The 24,822-nt window shown below is 62.1% G+C and carries 21 protein-coding genes; 5 read left to right on the plus strand and 16 right to left on the minus strand.

Annotated features, from left to right (window positions below; translation table 11 throughout):
- Positions 1-8: 8 nt before the first annotated feature.
- A complete protein-coding gene (locus tag ACFOW6_RS01835) occupies positions 9-203 on the minus strand; it encodes a biotin/lipoyl-containing protein (protein ID WP_382420558.1) in 195 nt (64 codons plus the stop codon).
- A gap of 109 nt (positions 204-312) precedes the next feature.
- Here ACFOW6_RS01835 and ACFOW6_RS01840 point away from each other — a divergent pair, with 109 nt between their 5' ends.
- Entirely contained in the window at positions 313-621 is a 309-nt protein-coding gene (locus ACFOW6_RS01840; protein ID WP_382420560.1) for a hypothetical protein, read from the plus strand.
- 114 nt (positions 622-735) lie between these two features.
- Here the strand turns inward: ACFOW6_RS01840 and ACFOW6_RS01845 are convergent, their stop codons facing one another.
- The 4 genes from ACFOW6_RS01845 to ACFOW6_RS01860 are packed head-to-tail and all read right to left on the minus strand — an operon-like array spanning position 736 to position 7,098.
- Positions 736-2,025 (minus strand): aspartate aminotransferase family protein, encoded by a 1,290-nt coding sequence (locus tag ACFOW6_RS01845; RefSeq protein ID WP_382420562.1) that lies wholly within the window; start codon positions 2,023-2,025, stop codon positions 736-738.
- Positions 2,012-3,361, minus strand: coding sequence for an aspartate aminotransferase family protein (locus ACFOW6_RS01850; protein WP_382420564.1), 1,350 nt, complete (start codon positions 3,359-3,361; stop codon positions 2,012-2,014). The genes ACFOW6_RS01845 and ACFOW6_RS01850 overlap by 14 nt, the downstream gene beginning before the upstream one ends.
- Positions 3,358-5,046 (minus strand): hydantoinase B/oxoprolinase family protein, encoded by a 1,689-nt coding sequence (locus tag ACFOW6_RS01855; protein ID WP_382420566.1) that lies wholly within the window; start codon positions 5,044-5,046, stop codon positions 3,358-3,360. The genes ACFOW6_RS01850 and ACFOW6_RS01855 overlap by 4 nt, the downstream gene beginning before the upstream one ends.
- A gap of 12 nt (positions 5,047-5,058) precedes the next feature.
- Positions 5,059-7,098, minus strand: coding sequence for a hydantoinase/oxoprolinase family protein (locus ACFOW6_RS01860; protein WP_382420568.1), 2,040 nt, complete (start codon positions 7,096-7,098; stop codon positions 5,059-5,061).
- Positions 7,099-7,316: 218 nt separating this feature from the next.
- Between ACFOW6_RS01860 and ACFOW6_RS01865 the strand changes: the two genes are divergently transcribed.
- A complete protein-coding gene (locus ACFOW6_RS01865) occupies positions 7,317-8,102 on the plus strand; it encodes an IclR family transcriptional regulator (RefSeq protein WP_382420570.1) in 786 nt (261 codons plus the stop codon).
- Between the two features lie 27 nt (positions 8,103-8,129).
- On the opposite strand, the gene ACFOW6_RS01870 is transcribed toward ACFOW6_RS01865, so the two are convergent.
- The 10 genes from ACFOW6_RS01870 to ACFOW6_RS01915 all read right to left on the minus strand — a co-directional run bounded on the left by ACFOW6_RS01870 (position 8,130) and on the right by ACFOW6_RS01915 (position 18,131).
- Complete coding sequence (locus tag ACFOW6_RS01870) at positions 8,130-9,440, minus strand: TRAP transporter large permease (RefSeq protein ID WP_382420572.1); 1,311 nt, start codon at positions 9,438-9,440, stop codon at positions 8,130-8,132.
- Positions 9,433-9,954 carry a TRAP transporter small permease subunit gene (locus tag ACFOW6_RS01875; RefSeq protein WP_382420574.1) on the minus strand — a complete coding sequence of 174 codons (522 nt, stop codon included), beginning with the start codon at positions 9,952-9,954 and terminating at the stop codon, positions 9,433-9,435. The genes ACFOW6_RS01870 and ACFOW6_RS01875 overlap by 8 nt, the downstream gene beginning before the upstream one ends.
- A 75-nt stretch (positions 9,955-10,029) precedes the next feature.
- Entirely contained in the window at positions 10,030-11,067 is a 1,038-nt protein-coding gene (gene dctP, locus ACFOW6_RS01880) for a TRAP transporter substrate-binding protein DctP (protein ID WP_382420576.1), read from the minus strand.
- Between the two features lie 532 nt (positions 11,068-11,599).
- Entirely contained in the window at positions 11,600-13,267 is a 1,668-nt protein-coding gene (locus ACFOW6_RS01885) for an acyl-CoA synthetase (RefSeq protein ID WP_382420578.1), read from the minus strand.
- A 23-nt stretch (positions 13,268-13,290) separates the two neighbouring features.
- On the minus strand, positions 13,291-13,665 hold the full coding sequence (locus ACFOW6_RS01890; RefSeq protein ID WP_382420580.1) for a DUF6285 domain-containing protein: 375 nt from the start codon (positions 13,663-13,665) through the stop codon (positions 13,291-13,293).
- Positions 13,662-14,723 (minus strand): phosphotransferase family protein, encoded by a 1,062-nt coding sequence (locus ACFOW6_RS01895; RefSeq protein WP_382420582.1) that lies wholly within the window; start codon positions 14,721-14,723, stop codon positions 13,662-13,664. The genes ACFOW6_RS01890 and ACFOW6_RS01895 overlap by 4 nt, the downstream gene beginning before the upstream one ends.
- Positions 14,724-14,733: 10 nt before the next feature.
- On the minus strand, positions 14,734-15,933 hold the full coding sequence (locus ACFOW6_RS01900; protein WP_382420584.1) for an acyl-CoA dehydrogenase family protein: 1,200 nt from the start codon (positions 15,931-15,933) through the stop codon (positions 14,734-14,736).
- A 12-nt stretch (positions 15,934-15,945) separates the two neighbouring features.
- A complete protein-coding gene (locus ACFOW6_RS01905; protein WP_382420586.1) occupies positions 15,946-16,716 on the minus strand; it encodes an SDR family NAD(P)-dependent oxidoreductase in 771 nt (256 codons plus the stop codon).
- Between the two features lie 313 nt (positions 16,717-17,029).
- Positions 17,030-17,740: an LrgB family protein gene (locus tag ACFOW6_RS01910; RefSeq protein WP_382420588.1), complete on the minus strand. Its 711-nt coding sequence runs from the start codon at positions 17,738-17,740 to the stop codon at positions 17,030-17,032.
- Complete coding sequence (locus ACFOW6_RS01915; RefSeq protein ID WP_382420590.1) at positions 17,733-18,131, minus strand: CidA/LrgA family protein; 399 nt, start codon at positions 18,129-18,131, stop codon at positions 17,733-17,735. Before ACFOW6_RS01915 ends, ACFOW6_RS01910 begins: the two co-directional genes overlap by 8 nt.
- A gap of 90 nt (positions 18,132-18,221) precedes the next feature.
- Here ACFOW6_RS01915 and ACFOW6_RS01920 point away from each other — a divergent pair, with 90 nt between their 5' ends.
- From ACFOW6_RS01920 to cphA, 3 genes are all read left to right on the plus strand, one after another.
- Complete coding sequence (locus ACFOW6_RS01920) at positions 18,222-19,109, plus strand: LysR family transcriptional regulator (protein ID WP_382420592.1); 888 nt, start codon at positions 18,222-18,224, stop codon at positions 19,107-19,109.
- A 164-nt stretch (positions 19,110-19,273) separates the two neighbouring features.
- Positions 19,274-20,149, plus strand: a complete 876-nt coding sequence (locus ACFOW6_RS01925) for a cyanophycinase (protein ID WP_382420594.1) — start codon at positions 19,274-19,276, stop codon at positions 20,147-20,149.
- The gene (cphA, locus tag ACFOW6_RS01930; RefSeq protein WP_382420596.1) at positions 20,146-22,767 is read left to right on the plus strand and encodes a cyanophycin synthetase; all 2,622 of its coding nucleotides are present in this window, start codon (positions 20,146-20,148) and stop codon (positions 22,765-22,767) included. The genes ACFOW6_RS01925 and cphA overlap by 4 nt, the downstream gene beginning before the upstream one ends.
- A 9-nt stretch (positions 22,768-22,776) precedes the next feature.
- Here cphA and ACFOW6_RS01935 read toward each other — a convergent pair whose 3' ends face one another.
- The gene (locus ACFOW6_RS01935) at positions 22,777-24,804 is read right to left on the minus strand and encodes a CocE/NonD family hydrolase (RefSeq protein WP_382420598.1); all 2,028 of its coding nucleotides are present in this window, start codon (positions 24,802-24,804) and stop codon (positions 22,777-22,779) included.
- Positions 24,805-24,822: the final 18 nt, after the last annotated feature.

Raw genomic sequence — 24,822 nt, forward strand, 5'->3', positions numbered from 1 at the left:
AAAGCAGCTTACAGCTCAAACTCGACCAGGAGGTCCTTTGCATCGATCTGAGCGCCGGGCTGGACATGCACGGCCTTTACCGTGGCATCGCGTTCGGCATGAATGCCGGTCTCCATCTTCATCGCCTCGAGGGTCAGCAGCAGATCGCCATCGCTCACCCGGGCGCCGTCCCGGGCCAGGACGCTGGCCACCACGCCAAGCATGGGCTACCTCGTGCCAACGCTCCTCCAACCCCATCGAGCGCGCTTGCGCCTTGAAGTTGGTGAACTGCCCACCCGGCATCTCGTGCAGATACACCTCCGAGGCTGGAGCATGCAAACCGCTCTCGAAGGCGGCGTACTGACCGCGCACCGCTTCCCAGTAGTTGGAGATCTCGCGCACCGCATCGATGTCGAGCCCGGTGTCCCGCCGGTGAAGGCCAGCGCCTCCACGATGGTGCCCAGCGGGGCCTGGCTGGTATTGCCCGACAGCGCATCCATGGCGCAGTCCACGGCGTCCACGCCGGTTTCCGCCGAAGACAGTCACCCGTACCGCAACTATCTGGAGGGACCGCTCGGGACCTGGGTCAACGCCCTGCTCAGCGCCATCGGCTATAACTTCCATCTCTCTTCAGGTGGCTGAGGTTACTTTTGCGCCAAATCTACAGGGCGATCATCAATGACTTTCTGGCCGCAAACTCGCCCTCTATCGCCCACACGGAACGCTTTTTAACGCTCGACCCATGCAACTCCTATCTTATAGATAAGCCACTTCACTTTCTGCGGACGCCACGAGACTGTCCTTCAGATGGGTCAGTGTCCCCTCCGTCATGGGCAGCGAAAGGAATATGTCGCCGCGCGCTGTCAGGTAGACCCCCTTCTCGAGGCAGTCCAGGTGTACCAGCCGCCGAAGTTTCATTGTGGCGGGATGAACGGCCTCGGCATTGCGGGGCAGCGTCTCTCCGTAATGCAGGCTGAGGATGGAGCCCAGTCCAGAAACCTGCACGGGAAGCCCCCTTCTCTTCAGTTCGCTCGCCAGTTCCTCTCGGAAGCGCTCGGATATTGATAAGAATTCCTCAGCACGTTCACGCGTGAAAACCTCGCGCAGTCCTGCGATACCCGCCGCGAGAGAAAGCGGGTTGTTGTTGAATGTGCCAGCATGCTTCAGCGCATCTGGATGGCCCGGATCAAAGCGCTCCATGACATGGCGTGTTCCGCCGAAAGCACCGAAGGAAAGCCCGCCTCCCAGGTACTTGCCAAGCGTGGTCATGTCCGGGGTTATGGCTGTGCGTCCCTGCATTCCGCCTTCACCCAGGCGCGAGGTTTTCACCTCATCAAATATGAGCAGCGCGCCATGATCCCGTGTCAGCTTGCGCAGCGCCTCGAGAAATTCCTGGCTTGCCACCATGTTACCGGCCGCCCCCAGAACAGGCTCGACCAGGACGGCGGCAATCTTCGGCCCCTGTTGTGACATGACGGACGTGAAGGACTCCACATCATTGAAAGGAGTCATCACCACGTCGAGGGGAACGTTCATCGCGTTGCCTCCGGTGGGATAACTCAGCACACCGCCATGATAGGCCCCCGAGAAGACCAGAATGGAGTCCCGGCCTGTAACGATCCGTGCCGTCATGACCGCAAGCAGATTGGCCTCGGTACCCGAGTTGCAGAACCGCATCTGCTCCAGTGACGGAAATCTCTGCGCGATCAATTCGGCCAAGCGCGCCTCATACCTGTTGGGTGCGCCAAGGACCAATCCGTTGTCGAGAGCCGCCTCTATGGCTGCGCGGATTGTCGGGTCGCTATGCCCGTAAAGACCGGCCGAGAACTCACCCGCGCAATCAATGTATTCGCTGGAATCTACATCACGCAAGCGGTCGGCCCAGCCAGACTCCATGACCAGAGGGAAAGGCTCGAAATGCAGGACGCTGCGTGTGTTGCCACCTGGCAGATGCTGACCCGCCTGCTCCATCAAAGCACGGGATCGTGGATGCGCGGCCACATAGCGCTCGGTCAGTTCGCCAAGCCGTCCGTCATATCGCTCCATAAGCCTGAGCCTCCACGAGTGTCGCATCGAGCGCCTGTGACAGGCGTTCTGCGATCTCTTCAATTTCGGTTTCACTGACAACGTAAGCCGGGGCCAGGAGGATATGATCGCCCTGCTTGCCATCAATCGTGCCGCCAGAGGGATAGATCATCAGCCCCGCCTCCAGGGCAGCCGCCTTGACACGAGAATGGAATGCAAAGGACGGGTCGAAGGGCTGCTTCGAATTGCGTTCCCGGACAAGCTCCAGTCCCAGGAACAGTCCGCGGCCACGAATATCGCCAACATTGGGGTGCTGGCCAAAACGCTCATCCAGGACCTGACGCAACAGCTCCCCCTTCTGTTGGGCGGCCTTAACCAGTCCGTCGTCCTTGATCACTTTCTGGACCGCCAAGGCTGCTGCACAGGACAAGGGGTGTGCCATATAGGTAAATCCATGGCGGAGTGCGCCACTGCCCGATCGAATGGCCTCGGCGAGCCGCTCATGAACAAGAACGGCACCAATGGGAACAAAGCCTCCGCCCATTCCCTTCGCAACGGCGAGGAGATCGGGCGTCACCTCGTCTTCCAGGCAGGCATACATATAGCCGGTTCGCCCCGTACCGCACATCACCTCATCGAGGATCAGCAAAACATCGTGGCGATCGCAGATCGCCCTGATTTCCTTGAAGTAGCCCTTTACGGCAGGCGCGCAGCCCAATGTCGCTCCGACCACAGGCTCGGCAACGAAGGCCGCCACATTCTCGGCCCCGGCTTCGAGAATGGCCGCTTCCAAATGCTGTGCGGCGCGTTTTCCATAAGCTTCCTCACTCTCGTCCGGATGAGCAAGCCGATAGGCGTAACAGGGCTCGATCAACTGGGCATCGAACAGCATGGGCGCGTAGTAGTCCCGCCGCGGCATGTTTCCACCGACCGACAGGGTTCCCAATGTCGCACCGTGATAGCTTTGGCGCCGGGAAATGATGCGGCTCTTCTGGGGTCGCCCCTTTTCAACCCAATACTGGCGCGCCAGCTTCAAGGCACTCTCGATGGCCTCGGAACCACCGGAACAATAGAGTACCTGTGAAAGCCCCTCGGGTGCCTCGCTCAAGAGAAGCTCGGCCAGTTCCTCGGCCGGGCGATTCGTAAAGAAGGAATTGTGGGCGTAGGCAACCTGGTCCAACTGCGCCGCGATGGCATCGTTCACACGGGAATCACCATGCCCGATCGCGGAGACTGCAGCCCCGCCGGAGACGGCATCCAGGTAGACATTGCCATCAGTATCCTCCAGCCAGACCCCGTGCGCCGATTTCACTTCAGGGGGACATTGACCCGGGACACGCTGTAGAACCTTCGTCATTTTGCAGGGTCTCCCGGTTCTGGATAGTAATCCTGCTCCAGATCTGCCCTACGGGCTTCCTCTGAACGCTCCCCGGGCGGGCCATAGCCACCTCCACCCGGTGTTTCGACATCGATCCAGTCACCAGCCTTGAGGACGTAGCCTTCTCCCTTCGAAAAATGTTCCGGCGAGGTGGTGGTCCCCCCCTGGGAGATCGTGATCTGGTTCGGAGCACCGGCTTCGCCACCGAGGATACCCGGTGGACCATAGCGACCATGCTCCATCAGGAAGGATGCCGTACCTTCTCCGCGCAGCAGGCGGACCCTATAGCTGACCCCGAAGCCACCCCGGAAACGGCCCATTCCACCGGAGCCCTCGCGAAGCGCATAACGATCGAACAGCAAGGGATACCTCTGCTCGAGTATCTCCACGGGCTGACTCTTCGAGATACCGATGGTCGAGCAGCCGTTGGTCAGGCCGTCACCTTCCCACCAGCCTCCGTATCCACCACCGGAGAAATAGTACATGATGTACCCCTGCCCGGTATCGGGATCCACGCCACCGAGGCTGATGTTTCCGCTCGTGCCCGCCGGCGCTGCAAACAGCTTGTCCGGGATGGCCTCCGACAGCGCCAGGAAAACGGCTTCCATGATGCGCTGCGAGGCCTCGGCCGCACAGCCGGCCACGGGCCGTGGATACTCGGCAAAGAGAAACGTCCCCTTCGGCCGCTTGACCTCGATGGGCCGAAAGCAGCCAGCGTTCATGGGTACATCGGGAAAGATGTGCTTGATGGCCACATAGACAGAGGAAAGGGTCGTTGCCCACACTGAATTCATCGGCCCCATACAGGGCGGGCTTGATTCACTGAAATCGAAGGAAATGTCGCCGCCCCTCACATCGATTTTCACCTTGATCTCAAGGGGTTCGTTGACCACACCATCGCTATCCATGTAGGCGGTCGCGCTGTAGGTGCCGTCGGGAATGGTCTCGATGTTGGCGCGCATCATGCGCTCGGAGCGGTCCTCCAGTTCGACAAGGGCCTCATTGACGACATCTTCGCCGTAGCGATCCAGGAGGCCTGTCAAACGCTTCGCCCCTGCATTGAGGGCGGCAATCTGGGCTTTGATATCGCCAATGCGCTCTTCCGAAACCCGGATGTTAGCGAGAACCAAACTCACGATTTCTGGGTCCATGACCCCTTTTTCGACCAGTTTGACCGGCGGTATGCGCAGGCCTTCCTGATGGATCTCCGTGGCCGTGCTGTTGAAGCCGCCTGGAACCATACCGCCCGTATCCGGCCAGTGCCCTGTATTGGAGAGATAGCACCAGAGCTTTCCATTGTAGTAGAAGGGGCGCACCATCTTGACGTCCATGAGATGCGTGCCGCCGCGATAGGGATCGTTGATAAGGATCACGTCACCATCGTCGAGCGGACCACGCTCTTCCAGAACAGAACGGGTGGTCTCCTGCATGACGCCCAGAAAGATCGGCAAGCCCAATTCGCCCTGCGCGATCATGCGCCCGTCCTCGCGACCGTAGATGCCGTTCGATCGATCGAAAGCTTCCGAGATCACCGGCGAGAACGAGGTCTTTTCGTGGACGAGATCCATCTCACTGCAGATCTGCTGCAAGCCCTTCTCGATCACGGTCAGAGTGACCGGATCAACACGCGAAGTCGTTTCCTGCGGGCTGGACGTCTTGGCCATGACTGAAATTCCTTATCCTTGAGCCGTCAGTTCGACGATGAGATTGCCGATGGAATCAACACGCGTTGTGGTGCAGGGATCGAGAGCCAGAGTGGAATCCGACTGCTCCACGATTGCGGGGCCCGTGATCACTGCATCTGCTGGAATGGCATCGCGGGCATAGATATCGGTATCGTACCAGGCGCCATCGAAATAGACCCTGCGTTGGCCCCGCCGTGCGTCCTCCAAGGATCCGGGTAGCGGCTTGAACACGGAGAGATCCAGAGGCTCGCGCACCCCGACGATGGTTGTGCGTATATTGACGAGGATGGCTTCCATTTCGGGCAGTTCCAGATCGAACCTTGCCTTGTAGGCCGCGTGAAACTGCTCAAGCACCTTGTCGAGATCTATCTGAGTGTCCTGCACCGGCAACCGCATGACGTGGGACTGGCCGCGGAACAACAGATCGAACTCGTGCGTGATATCCGTCCGCTTGACCTCGACCTTCTCTCGCTGAAGAAGCTTTCGGCCTGCCTCGGCCTGCTGATGCATGATATCTTCCAGATCAGCATTCCTGACTTCAGCCAGGGGCGTATTGATGGTCTGGACGAAATCATGGCGAACATCGGCAAAGATGCAGCCGAGCGCAGACGTGAGACCCGGGAACCTCGGCACCACAATACGCGGCAAATTGAGTTCGCGGGCAATCGCTACAGCATGCAAGGGACCGGCCCCGCCAAACGGCATGAAAGCGAAATCGCGCGGATCATGCCCCTTCTCGATCGAGATGAGACGAATGGCACCGGCAAGTTCCGAGATCGCAACATCGAGAATGGCGGCTGCCGCTTCGTAGGCATCCTTCAACCCCAGGCCGGCGCAAACCTCTTTCTGCATCGCGTCCGCCACCTTCTCCAGCGGCGCTTGGGTCTGGGAGCCGGTCACTGCATCCGGATTGAGCCGCCCAAGCAGAAAATTCGCGTCGGTGATGGTCGGGTGCTCACCGCCCCTGCCGTAGCCAATGGGACCTGGATAGGAACCCGCACTCTCAGGACCGACGCGCAGCATTCCGGCTTTATCAACATGGGCGATGGATCCTCCGCCGGCACCGACTGTGTGGATATCGATCATGGGGACCCGGATAGGGACGCTGTAAGCCAGATCCTTCTCGGCAGTGACCACGGGCTGGCCATCGACGATCAGGGCCACGTCGAAACTTGTTCCGCCCATATCGCCGGTAATGATGTTCTTCACATTCGCGGCCCGGGCCAGCTCTGCCGCCGCCAGAACACCGGCAGCGGGCCCGGACATGACAGTCTGCACGGCCTGCTCGCGAACCAGCGAGGACGCCATCATTCCGCCATTGGCCTGCATGATGAGCAGTTCCCGCGAAAAACCCTTGGCTTCGAGTTCCTGGGCCACCTTGCCGATATAGCGGCTGACCACGGGACTGATTGAGGCGTGAACGGCTGCCGTCGAGCCCCGCTCGAACTCGCGCATCTCGCGCATGATTTCATGGCCCGCGACGACGTAGTCGTTGGGCCAGATCTCACGTACGATCTCCGCAGCACGCGCTTCGTTTCCGGCGTTGCTGTAGGAATGGAGGAAATGAATCACAATGGATTCCACGCCCATGTCGATCAGCTGTTGGGCGGCAGCCCGCACACCGTCTTCATCAAGCGGTGTGATCACCCGCCCCTGAGCATCGATCCGCTCATCCACCTCCATCCGATATTTACGTTCGATGAGGGGTTCAAAATTGCCCGCAAGGCCATAGGCATTCGGCCGGGTCCTTCGCCCCAGTTCGAGGGTGTCCCGAAAGCCGCGCGTGGTGATCAGCCCACAACGTGCTCCATTGCGCTCAAGGACAGCGTTCGTGCCGGCCGTGGTCCCGTGAACCAGCCAATCCACCTGCTGCACATCAGCTTCCAAAGCTTGCAAGCCTTCCATGAAACCGCGGGATCTGTCGTCCACGGTGGTGGGCACCTTGGCTGTACGGAATTGCTTGGTCTGTGAATCGAGCAACAAGAAATCGGTAAAGGTTCCGCCAACGTCCACGCCGATACTGAGTGCCATTCCGCTATTCCGCTTGAAAGTTTCGATTTTTGATATATTGTTCCGTATTTTGATACCTTACGAAGTGACATGAAGCCTGTCAATCATCCGCCCCTTGGCCATTCCATACCTGTCTCTTCTTCGAGCACAGCTGTTGCCAAGTGAGACACCACCCGGCATGAATGTGTACCGTTCGCACAAGAGTGTGCCGCTTAGACTGAACAAGGATGATGCGGATCGTGAGCAAGGATGGCCCTGGCCCTATCGAACGCTATTTCCAGATCCTGGAAGCGGTTGCCGCCTCGAATGACGGCTTGACCCTGACTCAGATCACGACGATCACGGATCTGCCCAAGCCCACTGCGCACCGTCTTACCCGGGCCCTTGTGGAAGCGGGCGCACTCAGCGTTGACGATTCCTGGTACAAGACCTTTCGCATCGGCTCGCGCATGTGGCGCATGCTCTATCTCGGCCAGAATACGGACAGCGTGCGCACCTGTGCGCAGCTCGTCGTCGATGATCTTGCGAATGAGCTCCACGAGACCTGCTATATCGTTCGGCTGGGGCGGCAGCATATTCGCTCCATTGCCCGCTCAGCTCCGGACCAGGGCCATCGATTGCATGTCCTCCCGGGGGAAATCCTGCCAGGCCACGCTGCCGCCAGCGCCAAGGCGATACTCGCCTTTCAAAACGATGCACTCGTGAAACAGATCCTTCAGGAGCCGCTTGAACCGCTGACCAGCCGCACTAAGACAATCCTCGACGATGTGAGAGCGGAATTCGAGAGCGTGCGCAGTTCGGATTTCGCCATCTGCGACCGGGAAATCGACGAAAACATCATGGCCTTTGCCGCGCCCGTGCATCTGGATACGGTCGGGACAATCTATTCTGTGGGTCTCACGGGGCCCCACAGCCGACTTTCCCAGATGCCGACCGAACATTGGACCCAAGCCCTGCAGCAAGCCGCAGACCGATTTGCCAAGATGCTTCAGAGCCAGCCGGCGAAGGACGCGGTTGAAGCCTGATCCGGGCTATCCACCCCGAGGAGTGTTTCAGAAGATCATTTCCGGCAGGTAGAGTATAATCTGCGGGAACACCATGAACAGCCCCACGCCAAACAGCATGAGCGCGATGAAGGGCAGCACCGAGTAATAGATGTCGGTCATGGTCACGTGAGAGGGCGCGACCCCTCGTAGATAGAACAGATTGTAACCAAAGGGGGGCGTCAGGAAGCCGATCTCCATCAGGATAATGAACAGGATTCCGAACCAGACAGGATCAAATCCAAGCTGGGTGACGATGGGCACGAAGATGGGGGCCGTAATCATGATGATGCCCACGGTATCGAGCAGCATGCCGAGCACCAGAAGAATGCTCAACATCGCAATCACCACCATCCAACGGTTCAATTCGAGATCGAGAACCAGCCCCTCTATCAGACGGGACGCACCCATCGCGGTATAGAAGGTCGAAAGCGCCGTCGCTCCGACAATGATCCAGAAGATCATGCAGCTGAGCATCAGCGTTTCCTTGCAGGCATCTTCCACAGACGACCAGTTGAGACGCCCCAACAGGGCTGCCGCGACGAGCGACCCGGCGGCGCCCACGGCACCAGCTTCCGACACACTGGCAATACCAGTCAGAATCGAGCCCATGACGGAAACGATCAACAAGAGTGGCAGGATGAGCCCCTTGATGCTTACGGCCTTTTCCCAAAGGCTGTATCGGCGCGCCAACGCACCACCGCTGATCTCGGGCTGAATCCAGCCGCGGGCCAGCAGGTAGACACAGAAGATCGCGGCCAGAACAAGGCCGGGCAGAAGCCCGCCGGCATAGAGTTTGCCGATGGAGGTGTTCGCGACGATGCCGTAGACGATCATGGTCACGCTCGGCGGGATCAGGATGCCGAGCGAGCCACCGGCGGCAATGGAGCCCAAAGCCACACCTTTTCCATAACCCCGAGAAAGCATCGCCGGAATGGCAATCAGGCCCATGGAGATGGTGGCTGCCCCACTGATGCCGGCCATGGCGGCAAAGATCGTGCAGATCACGATGGTCCCGATTGCAAGGCCGCCCCGCAGGCCTCCAAAGAAGACCTGCATGGTGTTGTAGAGATCCTCGGCGATGCGCGCTCTCTGCAGCATTGCCGCCATGAAGATGAAGAGCGGAATCGCCAGATACTCGAAACTGGAGACCGTGTTGTAGGCCTTGATGGCCACCATGTTGAGGGCCTGGGGACTCCAGAAGAAGTAGATCATTCCGGCCGAGAAGCCACCCAGCGCAAACGCGATGGGAACACCCAGACCAAGAAAGAGAATCATGCCCCCGAACAGGACGACCGTGGCCATTACCGGATCAATCATGATTGATGTCCGTCCCGTCCTGCTTCAGGTCCTGCCAGCTCCTGATTAAGTGGGACACCCAGGCAAGCGAAAGGAGACAGGTCCCGAGGGGAACCAGGGCCTTGGAAACCCAGACAGGGCCCTCCCAGGCACCGGTGGCGGATGTCTCCCCGATCTGGAAGGACCGCAAGGCAAGATCCCCGCCGAAATCGATCAGAACATAAGCGAAAAGCGCGAAAAGCACGGTGGAGACCGTGCTGTCGATAAGAGCTTTCACACGAGCCGGCAAGATGCCGAATACCGCGTCCACGCGAACGAAGTTGCCGTTGGCGAGCGCCCAGGGCCCACCCAGGAAAATGACACCAACGAGCAGCCAGGAGCTGACATCCCCGGCCCAGGGCGTGGACATGCCGAAGACACCACGCATCACCATTTCAAGAACCATAGTGGCAATGATGGCCAGAATGAACAGAGCGGCCAACTTGCCGAGACAGGCAATCACCGTGTCGACAAGCTTCACTGCGGAATTCAGCACAAGCCCTCCCCGAAAACAATCAAACCCAGAGCCTGCAAACGCCAGGTTTGCAGGCTCTGGGTATCCTAGCAGGCCTTATTGTGAGTAGCCCATATCCTGCAGGAATTGATCCAGCATCTCGACACCTTCCGCTGCAAGACCACCTTCCTCGTCATAGGCCCGCCAAAGCTTACGCGCCTCGGCTTCCATCTCCGTCCATTCCTCCGGCGGAATGGTGGAGACTTCCATGCCACTGTCGATCATTTCCTGCATCGCGTTGGCATCCTCATTCATGCTCAGCGTAATGTAGCTGAGAGAGGACGCGACAGCGGCTTGGTTGAGAATGGCCTTCAGGTCATCGGGAAGCGCCTCCCAGGCCTGGGAATTGACCGCAAAGAAGTTGTTCGGCACCGGCATGGGCGAAGGCTGAACATAGTAGTCCGCAACTTCATGGAAGGAGTTGTTCATGTTACCGGCGGGGCTCGCCCAACGTGCGGCATCGATGGTGCCGGTGGCAAGCGCGCTGTAAATGTCACCACCACTCATGAAAACCGGCTCGGCCCCCATGGATTCATACCACTCCGCCTCGAGACCGAAGGAGCGAATCTTCAAGCCCTCGAAGTCCTCCTTGGACGTGATCGGAACGGTGGAAACGATGTCCCACGACGGCGAGAACTGGGGACCGAGATAATAGACACCGCTGTCCGAATAGGCCTCGCGCGCAAGATCGATGAATCCCCGCTCATAGAAGAAATTGAACCTCTCGAGCGGTGTGCGCATCGAGCCGGGAACGCCGCTTTCGAGGGTCGCAATCGGACCCAGCTTGCCGGTGTAGTAACCGCCGGTGAGCACGGCCATTTCGGTCACACCGGAGCCGACCGCTTCCAGACCGTCCGCGATCGGGAACAGCGAGCCGACCGGATAGATTTCGAACTCAATGCGCCCATCTGACATCTCGGTTGCCAACTCGGCGAAGTCTTCCTCCAAGGCAATATAACCAGGCTCGCCCTCGTTCAGATTGCTTTGAATGCGCCAAGTGTACTCCTGAGCAGCAGCGGGAAAGGCAAGACAGGCTGTTACACCGACAGGAAGTGCGTACTTGGCAAAACCAGCCAGAATTCGGGGAAAGCTCATTGATAACCTCCTAAAGTTCCAGTTTTCGAGATCTTATTTTGTTTATTGAAACTTTAGCAAGTGCTCCTAAAGGGGTCAATTCGAACTTGCCATTTACCTTAAGAACAGTGGCACGACGTTAAACCGCGCTGACATTCTCATAGTGGCTCAAGCTGAAGTGGCTCTTTGAACCTCTTCCATAAGCGATCGGAAGCAGGTCACTCTTCAAACTCAACGAACAAACTCTTTGACTTCAGCTGCGCGCTTTTCTGGACATGCACAGCCTTTACAGATGCTCAATAGATGAGAATTCACTCATTCCGAACGCTTCTTCGCTGCGGCGAGAATTCTGCGGTGACAATCTGCCATGTAATAAGCTCGAGGCAGCTTAAGCTTCAGTTTTTCCTGAGAAATCGGCTTTCTGCTTCTAGTTGACATCGTAGGGGTCGCTGGTTCAATCTCAGCCGCACCCACCATATTTTTCAAGGACTTACTTGATTTCCGCGAAGCTCGCGTTTGGGATTGCGTGAGATCCAGCACCAGGTCTGCTGTTTCAGGCCTGGTTGTCCGCCTCGTCGCTCTCCCCGCGCAACTGCTCGCGCAGCACGTACTTCTGGATCTTGCCCGTGGAGGTCTTGGGCAGCTCTCCGAAGCTCACATAGTGCGGACACTTGTAGCCTGCGAGGTGCTCGCGGCACCAGGCGATGACGGCCTCGGCGGTCAATTCGGCGCCCTCGCGCGGCGTTACCACGGCATGCGGCGTCTCGCCCCATTTCTCGTGCGGCACCGCCACCACGGCTGCCTCGACGATGTCGGGATGGCTGTAGAGCACTTCCTCGATCTCCAGCGAGGAGATGTTCTCGCCGCCGGAGATGATCACGTCCTTGGCGCGGTCCTTGACCTGCACATAGCCGTCGGGATGCACAACGGCGAGATCGCCGCTGTGGTACCAGCCCCCGGCGAAGGCCTCCGCGCTGGCCGTCGGGTTCTTCAGATAGCCCTTGTGCACGGTGTTCCCCCGGATCATCAGCTCGCCCACCGTCTCGCCGTCGGCGGGGACGGGGCTCATGTCCATCGGGTCCATGACCTGCAGGTCCGATACCATCTGATGGGGCACGCCCTGGCGCGCCACGAAGGCGGAGCGTTCCTCCAGCGGCATCTCCTGCAGACCCGGCTGCCATGCACAGAGCATCGAGGGGCCATAGGTCTCCGTCAGCCCGTAGAGATGGGTGAGCGCAAAGCCCATCTCCTCCATGCGGGCGATCACGCTGCTCGGCGGCGCGGCCCCGCCCGTCGCCACCTGGACCCTGTGCGCGAAGACACGTTTCACGTCGGCCGGCGCATGGATCAGCATGTTGAGTACGATCGGCGCTGCACAGAGATGGGTCACCTCGTGTTCGGTGATCGCCGGGAAGATCAGGGCCGGGTCGGGCCGCCGGATACAGATGTGCGTGCCGCCGGCGCAGGTCACGGCCCAGGTATAGGTCCAGCCGTTGCAATGGAACATGGGCAGGGTCCAGAGATAGACGCTCTCGGGACCGAGCCGGAAGCTGATGACGTTGGCCGCCGCATTCAGGTACGCGCCGCGATGGTGGTAGACGACGCCCTTGGGGTTGCCCGTCGTGCCCGAGGTGTAATTGAGCGTGATCGCATCCCACTCGTCGTCGGGCATCCAGCGGTCGAAGCTGGGGTCCCCCTCGCCCAGCAGGCTGTCGTAGTCCGTTTCGCCGATCTGCGCGCCACTGTCCACATGCGGCGGGTCTATGTCCACGACCAGGGGACGGGAGCCCTGCATCAGGGCCAGGGCCTCGCCGATAACGCCGGAGAACTCGCGGTCCGTCAGCAGTACCCTGGCCTCGCCGTGATCCAGGATGAACGCCAGTTCCCGCGCGGCCAGGCGAACGTTCAGCGCATTCAGGACGGCACCCGCCATGGGCACGCCGTAATGCGCCTCCAGCAATGCCAGGCTGTTGGGCGCCATGACGGCCACCGTATCGCCCTTGCCGATCCCCCTTCGCGCAAGGGCCGAAGCCAGGCGCCGGCAGCGCTGCGCCATCTGTGCATAGGTGAACTGCTGCGGTCCGTCGATCACGGCCGTGCGCGGGCCATAGACCCGTTCCGCCCAGGCCAGATAGGTCAGTGGCGTCAGCGGCACGTGATTGGCCGCATTGGGCTCCAGATCTCTCTCGAAAATGGAGTGTCCGTCAGACGTCGTGCTCATCCATCCACTCCTTGACCCTCCGTTCACCTCTGGCGTTCCGACGCGATCGCGGCCAGGTATTTCGGGTTTGCGCGCGCCAGCCGATCCCGCGTGTCCTCGACGAGAGCTTTATAGAGTTGCTCGGCCTTTTCGGGGTCATCCCACTTGCCGCTACGCACGGCGCCGGCAAGCGACGCCGCGTCCACCTTGTGCCCTGCCAGATCCACGAGGCGCGCCTCCTGCCTCAGCGGCAGCGCGTCGGTGCTGTCCTGCAAGGCGCGCTCGGCAAGCCCCATGGCGCTCAACACCATCAGCATGTCCAGCCGCTGGTCGGCCGGCACAACCGGCAGGATCTCGTCCTTGAGGAGCGCGCGCGCCGTTGCCAGCAACGCGGTGACATCGGGTCGATCCGGGGTCATGCCGCCGCCTCCGCATCCTGGGCACTGGGCAGCTGCTGGCCCGGCGCCGTCATGTCCAGCATCTCGATCTCGATTTCCGGCAGGCGCAGGCCGATCAGTCCCAAGTCCAGCGTCGCCTCCTCCCCGCTCAGGTAGCGCTCGACCTGCTGCAGGGCAATCACGGCCCAGCGCAGGTGGGCAAACACCTCCCACCAATAGACCTTTGCCGGATCGATCCTGCGGCCGCTTTCCGCGCGATACCCACGATAGAAGGCCGCACGGCTGCCGATCCCTCCCGCCGGCTTGTCGCGCATGCCGAAACGCCAGCACATGGCGCAGAACCAGCCCAGATCCTCGTGCGGGTCGGACCAGCCGGCGAACTCCCAGTCGAGAATCCCCCTCACCCCCGTCTCATCCGCCATGTAATTGCCGGTGCGGTAATCCCGGTGCGCCAGGACGACCTCCTCGGTCTCGGGCAGCCGCAGGTTCAGCCAGCGCATGCCCCATTCCAGGGCGGGCTGGGGACGGTCGATGGCGTCGACGTAGCCATAGAGGGTGCGAAGCTGGTGGGGTGCAGGCGCGTCCTCCGGCAGCCCGAGGAAGTCGAAGCTGTGGGTCGCGGGCGTGATCGTGTGGATCCGCGCCAGTTCCCGGCCCAGCGCCTCCGCCAGGCGTTCCTTGTCGCCACCGGCCAGGGAGTCATCCTTGACCACCTTCTGCCCCACGGCCGTGCCCTCGACGCGCCGCATCAGACAGAAATCCTTGCCCAGCACGCTCTGGTCCCGGCTGTGATGGAGTGGCTCGGGCACGCACACGCCGGCATCCCAGGCGGCCTTCAGCAAGGCGAACTCCTCGAGCCGGGAATGACTGACCGCCACCCCGCTCGCACTGTCCGTGCGCAGCACCAGGGCATGGCTGCCGTTACGCGGCCCGCCGGAAACCTGGATGTCCAGAGCCCAGTTCTCCTGGATGGCACCGCCGGACAACTTTTCGTGCGCCTGCACCCGGACCTGCTGCGCCCCGAACGCCTCGGCGAGGTGACGCTCCAGTCTGGAAATCTCCGCGTCGTCCAGGTACATCGCCACCTTCTCAGACCCCCCAGCGCCAGAACTCCTGGCCTTCCTGTTGCAGGAAGCGGTTCAGCACGGTCTTGTGCACCTCCGAAGCGCCGTCGACCAGGCGGGCCTGACGGGCATAGCGATAGATCCATTCCAGAATCGTGTCCTTGGAGTAGCCGCGTGCGCCGTTCAACTGTATGGCCGTGTCGACGGCCTGGTGCAGGGCGTCGGCCACCTCGATCTTGGCCATGGAGATCTGCTTGCGCGCCTTGTCCCCCTGGTCGAGGGTCCAGGCGGCCCGCATGGTCAGCAGGCGGCCGATCTCGATGCGCATGGCCGCCTCACCCAGCTGCATCTGCACCGACTCGCGCTCCGCCAGCTTCATGCCGAAGGCCTCGCGCTCCTCGACATAATCGCGTGCGATCCGGATCGCCCGCTGCGCCAGGCCCAGCCAGCGCATGCAGTGGGTCAGGCGCGCCGTGCCCAGGCGGATCTGCGTGGCCTTCAGCCCGTCGCCCACCTCCATCAGGCGGTTCTCGTCGGGAATCTCCAGGCCGTCGAACACCAGCTCACAATGCCCACCATGCTCTTCCGGGCCCATGATCGGGATCCGGCGCACGATCTGCCAGTTGGGATCGTCGCGATGGAACAGGAAGGCCGTCAGTCCCTTGCGCGTGTCATCGGAGGTGCGCGCCACCAGGATGAAGTGCGTCGCCGCCTGCGCCCCCGTGATGAACCACTTGCGCCCGCTTATCCGCCAGAGATCGCCATCCCGCTCGGCGGTCGTCCGGATCATCGAGGGGTCCGAGCCGCCACCGGGGGCCGGTTCGGTCATGGCGAAGGAGGAGCGCACCTTGCCGTCCACGATGGGCTGCAGCCAGCGGCGCTTCTGATCGTCGCGCGCCACCTTCTCGAGCAGCATCATGTTGCCGTCGTCGGGTGCGGCGCAGTTGAAGCAGACGGGACCGAAGATCGAATGGTTGGCCGCTTCGTAGAACGCGGCCATGGCCTGCACGTTCAGGCCCAGCCCGCCGCGGTCGACCGGCATCTGCGGTGCCCAGAGCCCGGCCGATTTCGCCGTCTCCCGCATGCGCTCGAGCAGCGGCTCGGCGATGTTCTCGTGCTCGCCGTAGCTCTCGGGGTCCGCTTCCAGAGGCAGCAGTTCGCTCTCCACGAAGCCGCGCACCTTCTGGCGCAACACCTCGACCTCGTCCGGCAGGGCAAAATCCATGGAACCGCTCCCCTAAAGCGCGTTGACGGAATGACCGCCGTCGATCGGGATGACGGCCCCTGTCATGTAGGCGGAGGCCGCGTCACACAGCATCAACAGCGGGGCGTCCAGGTCCGACAGCTGGCCGAGCCGGCGTTGCGGCACGCGCTTGATCAGCGCCTGTCCCGCCTCGCTGGCGAAGAACTCGCGGTTCAGATCCGTTTCGATATAGCCCGGAGCCAGGGCGTTCACGCGAATGCCGTGACGCGCCCACTCCACCGCGAGCTGTCGCGTCATCTGCGCCAGCCCCGCCTTGGAGATCGCGTAGGGCCCCACGGCGCCCGCCGGGCGCAGCGCCGTGATGGAAGCGATATTGACCACCGTCCCGGTCCGGCCGGCCTCCACCATCTTTTCCGCAACCGCATTCGCGAAGAACCAGGCACCCTTCAGGTTCGTGTCCAGCACCGTGTCCCAGTGGTCCTCGGTGACGTCCAGGGCCTTGGCCGTGTCGACCGTGCCCGCATTGTTGACCAGCCCGTCCGGCACCCCGGCGCTGTCCACGATCTCCGCAATGGCGGCGCGAATGGCGGAGACATCGCGCACATCCGCTTCGGCAACCACCGGGGCCGTTCCCGTCTGGGCGGCCAGCTTGTCGGACAGGACCTCCAGTTTGCCACGCCGGCGCGCCACCAGGGCCACCCGCGCCCCGGCGTGCGACAGCACCTCCGCGAAATGCGCACCGAGCCCGCTCGAGGCGCCCGTCACGACGAAAAGCCTGTCCGTCAGGTCGCCTGAGAGGGTCATAGCGGACGGTCCCCGCATTCCGGCAGGCCGCCTAGGTGCTTCGCGTGCATCTCCTCAAGTCCCGTCCCTGTCAGCATGGTGCAGGTCTTTCCTCCCTGGAGGTGCTTTATTTTCCCGAGCATACCAACAACTTGGCTGGGGGCACAAACCCCGGGGATCGCCGGGAGCGACTCCGGGTATTCATGAAGCGGCCCTGGCCCGAAACCCGTCTCGATAGTGATGTTGGGGAATCGCATGGACGGGATGTGCTATCGCTCACTCCTGCGAGCCGGTTGCGAGGCACGTTCGCAGAGCCCCCGTCATGGTTAGCCGCTCACACGAAGCCCAGTGCGAAGACACCACCGCCGAGCACATTGACGAAACCGACCAGGATCATCACCAGGCCGGCCACCGAGCCCTCCTCCCGGCCGACCTCGTGCGCCTTGGCCACGCCGGCGGCATGGGCGCCGACGCCCAGCAGCGCGCCGCGGGCAAGGGCCGAGCGCAGCGGCAGCCAGTGCAACATGAGCTGGCCCAGGGCCGCACCGAGCACGCCGGTCAACACGACGAAGATGGCGGTCAGTTCCGGGAAGCCGCCAATGTCTGAGGAGACCTTCAGGGCAAAGGGCATGCTCGTGGAGCGCGGCAGCATGCTGGTGCGGAACAGGTCGCTGAGTCCCAGCGTGAACGCGAGGCCCCAGGCCGTCAGAAGGGCCGTGAGACTGCCGACGACGACACCCAGGGTCAGCGCGGCCCAATGGCGACGGATGAGATGCCGCCGCTCGAAGACGGGAACGGCAAAAGCCACCATGGTCGGCCCGAGCAGAAGCAGCAGCCAGCGCGTGCCCTGCAGGTACTCCCGGTAGTCGGTCCCGACGGAGAGCAGGATGGCCATGACGACCACCGGCGCCACCGCCAGCGGGGAAAGCCACCAAACAGGCCAGCGGCGATAGAGCTTCTTCGAGGCTGCATAGAGCGCGATGGTCACCGCCGACCAGAACAGCACGGTCATCGTATTGTCCAGGCTTGGCAGTCCCTCACTCATGCTTCGCACTCCAGCGATAGCAGAGATCGACTGTAAGGGCTGTCACTAGCATGACCGCCAGTGTGCCGGCCACGATCACGAGCAGGGCCTTGAGACCGGCCAGGCTGACCAATTCGCCGTGATCGACGATCGCCACCACGGCGGGCAGGAAGAACAGCAGCATCTCGGAGACGAACCAGTCGGCGCCACGCTTGACGCTCTCGAGACGGAGGCGCCGACTCATCAACAGGCCGAGCACGAGCAGGAAGCCGACGATGCCGCCCGGGATTCCCAGGTCGGCCGCGCGCACCAGTCCCTCCCCGATGAGCCAGAAGCCGATCAGGACCGCGGCCTGCAGCAAGCGGCTCCGACGCAGCATGACATGGGCATATGTGACAGGGCTGAGTCTCATGGTCCACTCCTCTGCCAGCCAATTTATGTCGCCTCGCAGCATGCGCAAAATGAATTGCTTTCATTATTACTATTCTGCTATGGAATATATATGGAATTCCGGACCCTGCGCGCCTTTGCAGAAGTCGTTCGCCAAGGGGGCTTCTCGCAGGCTGCCAAGACGATCTTCTCGACCCAGTCCACGGTCAGCAAGGCCGTGAAGCAGCTGGAGGACGAGCTCGGAGTCCAGTTGCTCGACCGCGGACACCGCAGCGTCCGGCTGACCGCGGCCGGAGAGACCGTCTACGCGCGCGCCCTCACGATCCTGGCGGAGCGTGACGACCTCGTGGGCGAACTCGAGGAACTGCAGGGATTGCAGCGCGGCATTCTGCGTCTGGGCCTGCCCCCGGTGGGCAGCAGTGTGCTGTTTGCGCCGCTGTTTGCCACCTACCGCGCCTACTACCCGGGCATTGAAATCGAGCTGCAGGAACACGGCAGCATGCGCCTCGAGGAACTGCTGCGCGACGGCGAGCTCGACCTTGCGGCCTCCCTGCTGCCCGTCTCCGACGAGTTCGAGTGGCAGCACGTCTGCAAGGAGCCCATCGTGGCCCTGTTGCCGATCCATCACCCCTTGTCCGAGACGGAATCGGTAAACCTGGCCCAACTCAAGGCCTCTTCGTTCCTGCTGTTCAAGACCGAGTTCGCCATCGATCACATCATCTTCGACGCCTGCCGGCGCCAGGGGTTCACGCCCCAGGTGGCCGCGCGCAGCAGCCAGATCTCGTTCATCGTCGAACTGGTTGCAGCCGGCATGGGGATCGGCTTCCTGCCCCGGATGATCGCAGAGAAACGGCGCCACCCCCGGGTAGCCTCGGTGGTGGTCGCGGATCCCGACTTTCACTGGCATATTGCGCTGCTGTGGCGACGTGGCGCCTATCTCTCGCATGCGGCCCGGGCCTGGCTCGAACTCGCCGCCCAACCCAACCGGACACACAGTTAGAATGGGGGAACTGCGCCATTGAACGGATCGCACAACACTTGAGCGGGAAGCACGGCCCAAAACAGGCCGTAGTTGCGAACTAGGACTGGACCTTCGAGCCAAAAGCAGGTTGAAGGGTAAGCAGGCGCAAGGCTGCGCATAGCAGGAGTAGAGGTCAAACAGGGATGAGCGGAATCACGAATACAGCCACACTCGAGGAAAAGGGCGGCACCATGAGCGGACGCCTTGTCGCCATTGGCGGGGCCGAAGACAAGGAATCGGATCTGGAAATCCTCCGACGGGTCGTCTCACTTGCACCCGAAGGGAACCAGGAGGTTGCCGTCATCGCCACCGCCAGCGGCATTCCCGATGAAATCTTCCCCGTCTATGAAGAGGCGTTCGGCCGTCTGGGCGTCGAACGCATACACCGCATGGACGTACGCTCGCGTGAAGACGCGCGCGAAGAACAGCATATCGAAACCGTGGGCCAATGTGGCCTCATCTTTTTCACCGGCGGCGACCAGTTGCGCCTGACCAATGTGCTGGGCGGCTCGCCCCTGCTGGAGGCCATCCGTGCGCGCCACGAGAAGGGCGCCGTTGTCGCCGGAACCAGCGCCGGAGCCGCCGCCATGTCCGCCACCATGATCTACAATGGACAGGCCGCCGATGCGCTGCGCAAGGGCGCCGTGCGCATGAGCAGCGGCCTCGGTTTCGTGGACGGCATCGTGATCGACAGCCACTTCCTGGAGCGCGGGCGCTTCACACGCCTGATGGAAGTCGGGGCGACCAATCCCGAGTACATCGGCGTCGGCCTGGGCGAGGATGCCGGCGTAATCTTCCATCCCGGCGGAATCATGGAAGCCATTGGCTCCGGACACGTCATCATCGTGGATTCCCGCGAAATCATAAGCTCGAACGTTGCCGAACTCAGCGAGGGCGAACCGGTGGCCCTCGAGCATATCATCATGCACGCCCTGATCAGCGGCCATGGATTCGATGTCACGCAGCGTCGCTACATTTCTGATATGCTGCTCTCCGAAATGACCAAGGGTGCCGTATGAAAATCATGGAACACAGGGCCCTGCGGGGGCCCAACTACTACAGCCGCTACCTGACCATCTTCATGCGACTGGACATCGAGGAGCTGGAGCAGAAACCCAGCGACCAGGCGCCCGGCATTGCCGAACGCCTGCAGGAGTTGATGCCCGGCATCTACGAGCACCGCTGTTCCGTGGGCGAGCCCGGCGGCTTCCTGCAGCGCGTGGAGCGCGGCACCTATGCCGGCCACATGGTCGAGCACGTGGCCATCGAACTGCAGAACATGATCGGCTTCTCCGTCGGTTACGGCAAGACCGTCGACAGCTACGAGACTGGCATTTACATCGTCTGCTACCGCTATCGTGACGAGGCCTGCGGCCTGGCAGCCGGCCGCGAGGCCGTGGATATCGTCGAGCGCCTCTACACCAACCAGGATGTCGACCTGGAGTCGATCATCGCGCGCCTGAAAGAGGTTCGCGACGCCCATATGCTTGGCCCCTCGACGGCCTCGATCGTCGAGGCCGCAAAGCGGCGCAACATCCCCTATTTCCGCCTCAGTGAGGACACCAGCTATATCCAGCTGGGCCACGGCAGCAAACAGAAACGCTTCCAGGCCACGGTCACCGAGAATACCGGAATCATCGGGCATGGCATCGCAGACGACAAGGACTGGACCAAGCAGATCCTGGGCGACGCCGGCATCCCGGTGCCGCGGGGCCAAATCTGCAACTCGCTTCAGGAAGCTTTGGAGGCAGCCGACGAGATTGGCTATCCACTGGCCACCAAGCCGCTGGTCGGCAACCATGGACGCGGTGTCAGCACCAACATCACCAAGGAGACGGAACTGCGTGATGCCTACGCGGCTGCGTTGGCACGCCACGAAAGTGTGGTGGTGGAACAGTTCGTCAGGGGTGAGGATCATCGCCTGCTGGTCATCGACGGCAAACTCATCGCGGCAGCCCGGCGCCGGCCGGCACATGTGACCGGCGACGGCAAGACCAGCCTGCGCAAGCTGATCGAGCGGGAGAACCAGGACCCGCGCCGGGGCGTGGGGCACGAGAACCTGCTGACCCAGATCCACGTGGACGAGCAGACGGAACGCCTGATTTCCCAGGCCGGCCTGACCATGGACAGCGTGATCACCGAGGGCGAGGTCGTCTACCTCAAGTCCACGGCCAACCTGTCCACCGGCGGCACGGCCACCGACCTGACCGACGACGTCCATCCAGAGGTGGCCTATGCCGCCGAACGCATCAGCCGCCTGATCGGCCTGGACATCATTGGTATCGACCTCCTGGCCGAAACCCTCACCAAACCACTGGAAGAACAGTCCGCCGGCGTGGTCGAGGTCAATGCCGGTCCCGGTTTCCGCATGCACACCTCGCCCACTCACGGCCAAGGGCGGGACGTGGGTCAGCACGTCCTCAACATGCTCTTCCCCATGGAGAGCGAAGACGGCCGCATTCCCATCACGGCGATCACTGGCACGAACGGCAAGACCACCACCACACGCCTGGTATCCCACCTGCTGCGCCAGGCCGGTCGGCGCGTCGGCATGGCCTGCACCGGCACCATCGAGATCGACAACCACGTGGTCATGCGCGGCGACTACAGCGGTCCCCAGGCTGCCTCCACCGTACTTAAGGAGCCGGGTGTCGAGAACGCCGTCCTGGAAGTGGCCCGCGGCGGCATCCTGCGCCGCGGCCTGGGTTTCGACAGCTGCGATGTGGGTATCCTGCTCAATATCGCCAGCGACCATCTGGGCGAAGGCGACATCCATACCCTGGACGAGTTGGCGCGCTGCAAGACCGTGGTGGTCGATGCCGTTTCGCCCGAAGGAACCTGCGTGCTAAACGCCGACGACCCGCGTGTGCTGGACCAAGGCACCTATTGGTCGCGCGGCAAGATCATCTATTTCACCATGAACCCCGACTTCGAGCCGGTCCAAAAACATGTCGCCAACCACGGCGTGGCCTTCACCGTCCGCGACGACTTCATCGTCATGCGCCAGGGCCAGGTCGAGGCGGAGGTCATTCACGTCAATGACGTGCCCATCACCTTCGAAGGCCATGCCCCCTTCAATATCCAGAACGCCCTGGCCGCGGCAGCCGCCGGCTATGCCTTGGGCCTGAACATGGGCGACATCAAGATGGGCCTGCAGACCTTCCACCCCACGCCGGGACAGCTGCCCGGACGGGTCAACCTGGTGGAGGCCGACGGCGTCAAGTGCCTGATCGACTATGGTCACAACGTCCCGGCACTCAAGGCCCTGGAAACACTGGTCTTCAGCCTCGGCCCGAAACAGCGGATCAGCGTTGCCAGCGCACCGGGCAACCGGCGCAACGAGGACCTGGAGGCCCTGGGCGCTCAGTTGGCCCACATGCATTCCCGCCTCTTCATCTGCGAGACCGATCCGCGTGGTCGGCCCGTGGGCGAGGCAGCCAGCCTGATGCAACGCGGCGCCGAGAACAGCGGCAAAGGCTGTCAGGTCGAAGTGGTGATGGAGGAACGCGCCGCCATCGAACAGGCTGTGGATGCAGCGAGCGAGGGGGACCTGCTGGTCCTGCTGGTGGACGACATCGACTATGCCATCGAACGTCTCAAGGGCCGCAGTTTCCAGGATCCGCCGCCAAACACCTGAGGCATCTGGCTATACCAGGTCGCGCGGGATTTCCTCGTCCCAGCTCTGGGAATAGACGCGGCTGTCGCCCTCATAGGCGTCGAGGGTCGCCTGCAGGCGGAAGGCCGTTTCGTTCGAAGTCATCAGCGTGCGGGTCACGGTGCGCACCTGCCAGTCGCCCCGACGGAAATGCCGCTCCCACTCGGTCCAGCCGCCAATACTGTCGTAATCCTCGTCAGAGTAGAAATAGCGCTCCGTGGTCCGCGCCGCGATTTCCAGGTCAATCGACTCGATCCGATAGCGTCCCACGTCATTTATGACCTGTAGCGTCGATCTGTTGTTCGCCAGATCCCGAATGACGGTCCACTCCTCGCGTATCGGCTCGATCAGGGTCGTTTCCAGCGGCGGGGCTGTCTCAGGCTCCTCAAAGGCCCGCAGCATGCCGTCCTCCGCCGGTCGCGGTGCCCGGTGCGGTAGGTAAAGGCGGCTACCCAGGGTATGGATTGTCAATGTGGCCGGTTTGGGAGAGGGCCAGGCCACCGGCCAGTAACAGGTGGAAATCGACAGGCGAATGGCGTGTCCGACCGGAAAGTGCTGGGCGATGTGTTTCATGGGCACCCGCACACGATAGCGCTTGCCCGGGACGAGTTTTTCCGGCGTTTCATTGCTGTCCCGGTGGGTCAGGTTCAGCAGGCCATAGGACACCCGCGTGGCCTTGTAGTCCGGCGCGATGTCGATCAGGCGTACGGCGACCATGGCAACCGTCTGATCGCTTTCCAGCTCCAGTTCGACCACCGGCTGGCCGCAGATCTCGATGGCTTCCTCCAGGCGCGGCGTCTGAAAGATCAGGGCCCCGCCATCCTCCTCGCGCTGGTCGTGCGGCAGATCAGGCGGCGCGTTGTAGGAACACCATTTCCCGGCATAGAGCCCCACGAACAGCGGCGAACGGATCTCCATGGCCGCATCCGGCGCTTCGGTTTCCGCGTCACCTACAAGATCATGGCCTGGGGTCAGCAGGTATCCCTGCGTTTCGATTTTCGGCGAAGGCCAGCTCGCCTCTGCCACCCAGCGTCCTGGACGGTGTTCATAACGCGTGCTCGGCGCCACGCTGTCCTGCATCCAGACGCGCAGCATGGGCTCGTCCATAATCCCCGTTTCTTGTCCTTTCAGCCAATGATCGAACCAGCGCAGGGAGTCCTGCAGGAACCCGATGGCCGGTCCCGGCTCCCCCAGATGTGGGTATTTGTGCGCCCAAGGGCCCACCAGGCCCTTGCGCGGCACCTGCAATCCGTCCAACAGGCGGAAAACGGCGTTCACGTATCCGTCGGCCCAGCCGCTGATGGCATAGACGGGGCACTGGATATCCGAGAAATCCTCGCAGACCGAGCCGTGCTTCCAGTAGGCATCGCGCCGCTGGTGACTGAGCCAGGTCTTGAGCCACAGCCCGCTGCCGGCCAGGCGTTCCATCCACATCTCGCGCCAGCGCTCACCCACCAGGGCCGGATCGGGCGGGCAGGCGTTCTGGTCGAACATGGTCGACGCCCACGAGAGATTGTCCGCCAGCAGGCAGCCGCCCATGTGGTGCACGTCATCGGCAAAGCGGTCGTCGGTTGAGCAGATGGTGATGATGCACTTCAGCTGCGGCGGCCGCAGGGCCGCGATCTGAAGGCCGTTGAAGCCGCCCCAGGAGATGCCGATCATGGCACAGTCGCCGGTGCACCAGGGCTGTTGCTCCAGCCAGCGCAAAACCTCCACGCCGTCATCCAGTTCCTGCTGCAGGTACTCGTCCAGCAGCACCCCGTCGCTCTCGCCGCTGCCCCGCATGTCCACGCGCACACCGGCATAGCCGTGCCCGGCCCAGTAGGCATGCATGCCCACGTCCCGCTCGGCCGTCAGATCGCGCTTGCGATAGGGCAGGTATTCCATGATGGCCGGCACGGGGCTCTCATCGGAATCCTTCGGGCGCCAGATGCGCAGGGCCAGCCTGCAGCCATCCGGCAGGGTCATCCAGGTTTCCTCCTCGACCACCTCTCGCGGGAACTCGGTAACGATGTCCATTCTCGCCTTTCTCGGTCT

It is taken from the genome of Fodinicurvata halophila (assembly GCF_042651425.1).
In the GTDB taxonomy this organism is placed as follows: domain Bacteria; phylum Pseudomonadota; class Alphaproteobacteria; order Kiloniellales; family DSM-21159; genus Fodinicurvata; species Fodinicurvata halophila.

Coding starts and splice junctions, on each gene's coding strand:
- ACFOW6_RS01835 (WP_382420558.1), bottom strand. CDS start 203: ATGCTTGGCGTGGTGGCCAGCGTCCTGGCCCGGGACGGCGCCCGGGTG.
- ACFOW6_RS01840 (WP_382420560.1), top strand. CDS start 313: ATGCAAACCGCTCTCGAAGGCGGCGTACTGACCGCGCACCGCTTCCCA.
- ACFOW6_RS01845 (WP_382420562.1), bottom strand. CDS start 2,025: ATGGAGCGATATGACGGACGGCTTGGCGAACTGACCGAGCGCTATGTG.
- ACFOW6_RS01850 (WP_382420564.1), bottom strand. CDS start 3,361: ATGACGAAGGTTCTACAGCGTGTCCCGGGTCAATGTCCCCCTGAAGTG.
- ACFOW6_RS01855 (WP_382420566.1), bottom strand. CDS start 5,046: ATGGCCAAGACGTCCAGCCCGCAGGAAACGACTTCGCGTGTTGATCCG.
- ACFOW6_RS01860 (WP_382420568.1), bottom strand. CDS start 7,098: ATGGCACTCAGTATCGGCGTGGACGTTGGCGGAACCTTTACCGATTTC.
- ACFOW6_RS01870 (WP_382420572.1), bottom strand. CDS start 9,440: ATGATTGATCCGGTAATGGCCACGGTCGTCCTGTTCGGGGGCATGATT.
- dctP (WP_382420576.1), bottom strand. CDS start 11,067: ATGAGCTTTCCCCGAATTCTGGCTGGTTTTGCCAAGTACGCACTTCCT.
- ACFOW6_RS01885 (WP_382420578.1), bottom strand. CDS start 13,267: ATGAGCACGACGTCTGACGGACACTCCATTTTCGAGAGAGATCTGGAG.
- ACFOW6_RS01890 (WP_382420580.1), bottom strand. CDS start 13,665: ATGACCCCGGATCGACCCGATGTCACCGCGTTGCTGGCAACGGCGCGC.
- ACFOW6_RS01895 (WP_382420582.1), bottom strand. CDS start 14,723: ATGTACCTGGACGACGCGGAGATTTCCAGACTGGAGCGTCACCTCGCC.
- ACFOW6_RS01900 (WP_382420584.1), bottom strand. CDS start 15,933: ATGGATTTTGCCCTGCCGGACGAGGTCGAGGTGTTGCGCCAGAAGGTG.
- ACFOW6_RS01905 (WP_382420586.1), bottom strand. CDS start 16,716: ATGACCCTCTCAGGCGACCTGACGGACAGGCTTTTCGTCGTGACGGGC.
- ACFOW6_RS01910 (WP_382420588.1), bottom strand. CDS start 17,740: ATGAGTGAGGGACTGCCAAGCCTGGACAATACGATGACCGTGCTGTTC.
- ACFOW6_RS01915 (WP_382420590.1), bottom strand. CDS start 18,131: ATGAGACTCAGCCCTGTCACATATGCCCATGTCATGCTGCGTCGGAGC.
- ACFOW6_RS01920 (WP_382420592.1), top strand. CDS start 18,222: ATGGAATTCCGGACCCTGCGCGCCTTTGCAGAAGTCGTTCGCCAAGGG.
- ACFOW6_RS01925 (WP_382420594.1), top strand. CDS start 19,274: ATGAGCGGAATCACGAATACAGCCACACTCGAGGAAAAGGGCGGCACC.
- cphA (WP_382420596.1), top strand. CDS start 20,146: ATGAAAATCATGGAACACAGGGCCCTGCGGGGGCCCAACTACTACAGC.
- ACFOW6_RS01935 (WP_382420598.1), bottom strand. CDS start 24,804: ATGGACATCGTTACCGAGTTCCCGCGAGAGGTGGTCGAGGAGGAAACC.